Annotated in this window: 5 protein-coding genes and 1 tRNA gene; 4 read left to right on the forward strand and 2 right to left on the reverse strand. The window is 45.3% G+C overall.

Translation table 11 applies throughout. The features are described 5' to 3' along the window. Window positions 1-53 precede the first annotated feature (53 nt). From yccS to PV763_RS03120, 4 genes are all read left to right on the forward strand, one after another. Window positions 54-2,228, forward strand: a complete 2,175-nt coding sequence (gene yccS, locus PV763_RS03105) for a YccS family putative transporter (RefSeq protein WP_420937325.1) — start codon at window positions 54-56, stop codon at window positions 2,226-2,228. A gap of 85 nt (window positions 2,229-2,313) precedes the next feature. After that, window positions 2,314-2,874 (forward strand): YcxB family protein, encoded by a 561-nt coding sequence (locus PV763_RS03110; RefSeq protein WP_004280696.1) that lies wholly within the window; start codon window positions 2,314-2,316, stop codon window positions 2,872-2,874. Window positions 2,875-3,043: 169 nt separating this feature from the next. Next, window positions 3,044-5,626 (forward strand): PepSY domain-containing protein, encoded by a 2,583-nt coding sequence (locus PV763_RS03115; RefSeq protein ID WP_004280698.1) that lies wholly within the window; start codon window positions 3,044-3,046, stop codon window positions 5,624-5,626. A 98-nt stretch (window positions 5,627-5,724) separates the two neighbouring features. Further along, entirely contained in the window at window positions 5,725-6,519 is a 795-nt protein-coding gene (locus PV763_RS03120) for a YdcF family protein (protein ID WP_180037071.1), read from the forward strand. A gap of 25 nt (window positions 6,520-6,544) precedes the next feature. Here the strand turns inward: PV763_RS03120 and PV763_RS03125 are convergent, their stop codons facing one another. Together PV763_RS03125 and PV763_RS03130 are read right to left on the reverse strand one after the other, a co-directional pair. After that, window positions 6,545-7,006: a DUF2750 domain-containing protein gene (locus tag PV763_RS03125; protein ID WP_195725681.1), complete on the reverse strand. Its 462-nt coding sequence runs from the start codon at window positions 7,004-7,006 to the stop codon at window positions 6,545-6,547. 72 nt (window positions 7,007-7,078) lie between these two features. Then, a tRNA-Val gene (locus PV763_RS03130) sits at window positions 7,079-7,154 on the reverse strand. Between the last annotated feature and the right edge of the window lies 1 nt (window position 7,155).

The following is a 7,155-nucleotide window of genomic DNA, read 5'->3' on the forward strand; positions in this document are numbered from 1 at the left end:
TTTCATTAGCCTATTCAGATTCAGCTCTAAGACTGCAGTATAAAGGACGACCTTTGAAATCTTGGCTCACTCGTCTCAAGCAAACCACCTATAATACGACCTTGATGTATAACCTGCGCATGATGACGGCATTTGCAGGTACCGCCTTTGTTCCCTATTTTATGGGACAACAATTGATGACGATCCCATTGACTTTAGGGGTGGTCGCAGCCGGTTTAAGCGATATTGATGACCGCTTTTCGGTGCGGATTTTAAATCTGCTCTACACCTACATTGGCTTCTTTATTACGGCAGTAGGCGTATATCTGCTTTTTCCTTATCCCTTGCTGTTTGCCTTGGCCTTAATTGTGTCCTGTATTGCCCTGATTTTGCTGGGTTCACTAGGGCGACGCTATGCCACGATTTCCTACGGCTGTCTGGTGATTTCCGTTTATTCCATGCTCGGGGTGGAGCTGTTTGATGAATGGTATAAACAGGCTGGTTTATTGGTCATCGGCGCGATGTGGTACGGTCTGCTGTCGACCATCAGTTTCCTGATTTTCCCTGCCCGACTGGCGCAAGACAAGCTTGCCATTTCCTATTCTGCTCTCGGTGACTTTTTATATGCCAAGTCCAATCTGTTTGATGTGGACATGACCCCGAAAAGCTATCAGCAAAGCATGATTGAACTCTCGCTTGAAAATGGGAAACTGATTGCGATTTTTAATGAGATGAAAACTGCCCTTTTAACTCGTCTGAAAGGTGACCGTGGGCAAAAAGATACCCGTCGCAGTCTGCAATATTATTTTGTGGCGCAGGATATTCATGAACGTGCCGATTCAGCACATATTGATTATCAGAAACTGGCCAAGATTTTCCAGCATAGCGATATCCTGTTCCGCTTCCAGCGCATCATGTCAATTCAGGGCAAAGCCTGTAAGGACCTGAGTGAAAGTTTGCTAATGCGCAAACCCTATGTGCATAACCAGCGCTTTAAGCATGCCTTTGACAACCTGAGACAGTCTCTGGATAAGTTACGTCAGGAGCAGCAGTATGATCAGGTCTGGATCAGCGCCCTGTTTGCGCTGTTTCAAAACCTGAAATCGATTGATGCCCAGTTACGCAACTTGGAAACCGAGCAAAGTATCAAATCCGAGCGTTTCAAACATATCGAGAACCAGCTCAGAGATGATGACCTGAAAGGCTGGGATGACATCAAGATTCGGATTAAACAGCATTTGACACCCGAGTCGGTACTGTTCCGGCATGCCATTCGCCTGTCGATTGTGCTGCTGATCAGCTATATCTTCGTACAGGTCAGCAATATTGAATATGGTTACTGGATTTTATTAACGGCACTCTTTGTCAGCCAGCCGAACTTTAACGCCACCAAACGGCGTTTACGTCTGCGTATTGTCGGTACGTTGGTCGGTATTATTCTCGGTTATGCCATTCTGTATTTTGTGCCTTCCATCGAAGGACAATTATTACTTCTGGTATTGAGCGGGATTCTGTTCTTTGAATTACGCAGTAAACAGTATGCACAGGCCACAGCCTTTATTACGATTTTAGCCTTGATCAACTTCAATCTGGATGGTATGGGCTATGCCGCGGCCATCCCGCGTATGATTGACACCTTGATTGGCTGTGCGATTGCCTGGTTCGGCGTCAGCTTTATTTTCCCGGACTGGAAGTTCCGGCGTTTGCCTCGAAGTATCAAACGCAGCTTGCAAGCAGAAGCGGATTATTTGAGCGAAGTGATCGAGCAGTATAAATCGGGACGTAATAACGGCCTGAAATATCGGATTGTGCGCCGTGCTGCTCATAATACCGATGCCGAGGTAGCCTCACTGATTTCGACATTGGCCACTGAACCGGATATTGATCCGGTACAAAAATCACTGGCCTTTGAGTTCCTGTGTCTGAACCATACTTTTATCAGTTATATTGCCGCACTGGGCGCACACCGGGAAAAAATTGAAGATCAGGACATTCTGAATTTATTGGACAAAGCACTCGAGAACATTCGTGGTGCATTATTACGAGATGAAATGCCCGATTTAAGTGCGCAAAATATGATTGCTCATATTCGACAGCGCCTGGCTCAAGATCAGGAGCAAGATCAGAAATCCCTGATCATTTTGCAGCAGCTGTCTTTAATGTTCAGCATTTTAAAGCAGTTGAGCCAACTGAAACAAAGTTTGAGTCATGAGCGTGATGAACAGGCCACTGAATTAGGTTCATTATAATTTGGCTGATTTTGGAACAATATACTCACTGAATTGGTACAATTAGTGCTAAACTTTTTACAGTTTAAAATCTGCTAATTTCATTATGACCGCGAAAAATTTATACGCTTATACCCTACAGCCTGTGAACTATGAAATTTCAGAAGCCGAGCAGCGTCATGCTCAGCTGGTGATCTGGCGTAGTACCAATAAAATTGGCATGAAAGCATGGCTGATCATGGGTGCTGTTGTTGCACTTTCTATTCTGGGCATTCTGCTCCTGAAGAATTATTCTACCGTGTTCTGCTGGGTGGCCATTGTCTGTGTGGTGTTGTATTACCTGATCCGTACCTTTGGTCTGGAATGGTATGTTAAACGCAAGATGAATGAATTTCCGGTACAGGAAATCAAAGGTGTTCGCCTGGGCGTGCAACCGCATGGCATCGTGATGCGCCAGAAAATGGGCATGCAAGAAGGTGTTGGTGCGATTAGCTGGAAAGACATCTATGAATGGTACAACACACCAGAATTCATGTTGGTCAATTTCAAAGTAAAAGGCCAGCAAGGTGCGTATATCCTACCGAAACGTCTGGACAGCAAAAACTTCTCTTTCGCCACGATTCGCAAGCATCTGGAAGCAGAAGTGGGCGCAGCAAAACAAATCTAACCTGTTCTTTCTTCAGTGAAAAACCTCCTGCCCCGGCATGGAGGTTTTTTTAATCTTAAAATAATAAATGATAATGAGAATAAATATTATCCTCAACACCTATAATTCGGGCTTAAACTTCAGTTATAATTTTGCCACTTTTATAGATCTCACCCTTAATCTGACGACCATGTTTAAAAAGACATTTTTCCAAATCCACTGGTTTCTGGGGATTACAGCAGGTTTAATCCTCTCGATAATGGGGGTCACTGGCGCAATCTATTCCTATGAACAACAAATATTAAAATGGATGAATAGCGACAGTTATACGGTTCAGGTCCAGCAACGTGACAAACTCACGCCTGCCGAGCTGTATCAGCACTTTAACCGTACTGCGCCTGACATGAAGATCAACAGTATTACCGTGGCACAAGATCCGAGTGCTTCGAGTACTGTGAATGTTGCCAAAGAAGGCGCACGGCGTGGTCAGAACATCATGATCAACCCCTATACTGCGGAAGTCTTACCAGAGATTAAGGGTCGGGAGTTTTTCCAGTTTATTCAGCAACTGCATCGTAATTTGACGGTTGGTCCAGTAGGTAAACAGATTACCGGTGCCTGTACCCTGATGCTGATCTTTTTTGTCTTGTCAGGTCTATACCTGCGCTGGCCGAAACGTCATTCGATCAAGCAATGGTTCTTTGTAAAACCTCAGCTGAAAGGCCGTAATTTTATCTGGGATCTGCACGCTGTTGTGGGAACCTGGGTGGTGATTTTTTACCTGATTTTAGCCTGTACCGGCCTGTACTGGTCTTATGACTGGTGGCGCAATGGCATGTTTAAGGTACTGGGTGTAGAGCGTCCGCAACCGGAAATGCAGGCCAATGCCGGCAATAACCGTGGTGAAGGACATCCAGGCGGCGAACGTGGCCCACGTGCTGAAGGTGAAGCACGCGAAGGTCTCAGCCCTGAAACTACTGTCCGTGCACTAGACCAGAGCTGGATTGGCTTTAACACTGAATTTTCAGATAAGTATTCTACCGTAACGTTTAACCTTCCAAAAAAACCGGATGGCGAAATGCAGCTGAGCTTTGTGGATCCGATCGCTCAACATGAGCGTGCACGAAACAGTGCTACTTATAATTATCAGACAGCTGAATTTACCGAAGTTGAGCTGTATGAAGATAAAAAGCTCAATGAAAAGATCATGAGCAGCATGTTACCGGTGCATCGTGGCAGCTTCTTCGGCCCGATCTATCAGTTCCTTGTCATGGTCGCAGCCTTGTTGATGCCATTGTTCTTTGTGACAGGTTGGATGCTCTATCTGAAACGTCGCAAACAAAAACGCTTAACGCTGGAAGCACGTCAGGGTGCGACTGCAGTGAACGTCGATGAAAATGCCAAACCGTGGCTCATTGCTTATGCCTCACAAACAGGGGTTTCTGAGCAACTGGCTTGGCGTACAGCAACTGCCCTACAGGAAGCACGCCAACCGGTAACCGTCAAGCCGGTACAGCAACTGACGCTTGCCGATTTACAGCAAACCGAACAGGTATTATTTGTTGCCAGTACTTATGGCACAGGTGAAGCGCCGGATCTGGCTTCTTCTTTTGAGAAAAAAATCCTGTCTGCTCAAGCTGATCTCAGTCATTTAAGTTATGCTGTATTGGCCTTAGGTTCTCAGGAATATCCAGACAGCTATTGCAGTTTTGGTCACCGTATTGATCAGTGGTTAAAACAGAATGGTGCCCAGCAGCTATTCAATACAATTGAAGTCGACAATGCCAACAACGAGCATATCCAGCAATGGAATACTGCACTGGCACAAGTCACTCGACTTGAGCTACAAGCGATGAGTATCGATAAGACCTTTGATCACTGGAACCTGAGTAAACGTGAAGTCCTCAATCCAGGTAGTCTGGGTGCGCCTGCCTTCAATATCGAACTGACCCCTGAACATGAAGCCATCTGGCAAGCAGGTGATATAGCCGAGGTTCAACCAGGGAATAGCCAAGAACGTATTCATGCATTTATGCAAAAGCACCAGATTGCAGCGGGTACAGAGGTCCCATCTCTGCATCAAAGCATTGAACAGGCACTCTGGGATCGTGATCTGACTCAAGCTGAACCTTTTGATTCTCTGGATCAGCTCCTCACGCAATTACCGGCTTTGGCAACACGTGAATACTCGATTGCCAGCATTCCAAGCCAGCAGGTTTTGCGTCTGGTGGTACGTCAGCAAACCGACACGAATGGTAATCTCGGTCTGGGTTCCGGCTGGTTGACTCAACATTCAGCGCTTAATGCACCCATTGCACTGCGTATTCGCAGCAATGAGTCTTTCCACCTGATTGATGACAACCGCCCGATTATCTGTATTGGTAATGGTACCGGGATTGCGGGATTATTAAGCCTGCTCAGTGCGCGTAACCGTCAGGACTATAGCCAGAACTGGCTGATCTTCGGTGAACGTCAGCGTGAACATGACTTCTTCTTTGAAGAAACCATTCAGGCCTGGCTGCAAATGGGAACCCTGAAACGTCTCGATCTTGCGTTTTCTCGCGACCAGCAGGAAAAAGTCTATGTACATCACAAATTGCGTGAACAGGCTGAAGAACTGAAAGCCTGGATTGCTCAAGGTGCAGTGATTTATGTCTGCGGTAGCATCAATGGTATGGCCAGCGATGTGGATCAGGCCCTGACCGAGATTCTCGGTGAAACAATGCTAGATCAATTACGCCTGGATGGACGTTATCGCCGTGATGTATATTAAGATAACCTGATATGCTAAAAACCGGGCTCAATGGCCCGGTTTTTATTGAAGATGCAAAAGCAATAATAAGAATATGAATAAGAAAAAAGGAACCCTGGATGCTCAATCAACTTAAACGAAGTCTTAGCCTGATCTCTGGCTTGATCCTATGTATCAATAGCGTCTGGTTACTGAGCCAAGGTCAGAGGCATTTTGCTATTGCCCTGTCGATCTTCATTGGGGTGGCACTCATCCTGTACGCCTTATTTTTTTCATCTATTCAGCGCTGGAAACAGAATTCCCGATTCAGAACCTTGTTCTGGAACAGTCTCTGGGGCGGATTTTTATTCTGGATAATCAGTGTCGCGGCTTTCTTTGTTTATATCCAGATGTCAATCAACCCGAATATTCCGGCACGACCTGCTGCAGCGATTTTAGTATTAGGCAGTGGCATTAATCAGGGTCAGCCCTCACCCATCTTAAAAAATCGTCTGGATACCGCAGCAAAATATGCAGAACGATATCCAAATACTTTAATCATTATGACCGGTGGACGAAATTTCCGGGAGAGACAGAGCGAAGCTGAAGTCATGCAAAGTTATATCTACACGAACTATCCGCAGCTCAAAAACCCCATTAGCTTAGAAGATCAAAGCAGAAGTACCCAACAGAACCTGCAATATTCTCAGGCAATCCTAAAACAGCAACATATTGATCGAAATGAGCCCATTGCGATTGTCACTAGCGATTTTCATAGCCCTCGTGCCCGTGCCATTGCCAGACATCAGGGTTATCAACAAGTCATCAGCCTGAGTGCCAGCACACCCCAGAATGTTCGCTATAATTCCTGGTTACGCGAATATTTTGCTTTGATAAGTGGCTGGCTACTGAATGAATATTCATTGTTCCAATAAACAAGCTGTTTTAAAAACAATAAATTTAATTTAAACGGATCTGCCTAGGCAAAGGCATATCCGGATTTTTAAACAGTTCCGGCTTTTGCACATAGATCTGATACAGATAATTTTTAATATCAAGTAATAATTTTTCCGGTGCCACCAGAATATTCTGCCCTTCTGGGGTCAGATCAAGCGAAACAATGGTACTTTCCTGACGTAAAAAGGGAATGACTTTCTCTACAAAATCCTTGAGGCTAATTTCCTGAATCTCGTAATTTGCCCAATTGTCTTTAATCAGCAGTCGAGCCAGACCTTTACTTTGCCAGCAGGCAAATGCGCGCTGTCCAGTCGGTGTGGCACATAAGGCCCAGCCATCTTGGTAGAGTGCAAAAATGCCAGCATTGGAAACAATGGCTTCAATATATTGCTTATAAAGCTGTTGAGGATCGAAAGCAGTTTTTTGGGATTTGGTCGCGGCTTTGCGCTTATAGGGATTTCTCATGGTCGTGAAATCTTAATATTATTATAATAAAATTAGATTCTAAGGAATAAATAGAGTTGAAGCAAGAAGATATGGTGGGCGCTGACGGGATCGAACCGCCGACATTCTGCTTGTAAGGCAGACGCTCTACCAACTGAGCTAAGCGCCCT

It is taken from the genome of Acinetobacter sp. AS5 (assembly GCF_048957595.1).
Lineage (GTDB): Bacteria > Pseudomonadota > Gammaproteobacteria > Pseudomonadales > Moraxellaceae > Acinetobacter.

Excerpts from the sequence above, each read along its gene's own strand:
- PV763_RS03110 (WP_004280696.1), top strand. The coding sequence starts at position 2,314 with ATGACCGCGAAAAATTTATACGCTTATACCCTACAGCCTGTGAACTAT.
- PV763_RS03115 (WP_004280698.1), top strand. The coding sequence starts at position 3,044 with ATGTTTAAAAAGACATTTTTCCAAATCCACTGGTTTCTGGGGATTACA.
- PV763_RS03120 (WP_180037071.1), top strand. The coding sequence starts at position 5,725 with ATGCTCAATCAACTTAAACGAAGTCTTAGCCTGATCTCTGGCTTGATC.
- PV763_RS03125 (WP_195725681.1), bottom strand. The coding sequence starts at position 7,006 with ATGAGAAATCCCTATAAGCGCAAAGCCGCGACCAAATCCCAAAAAACT.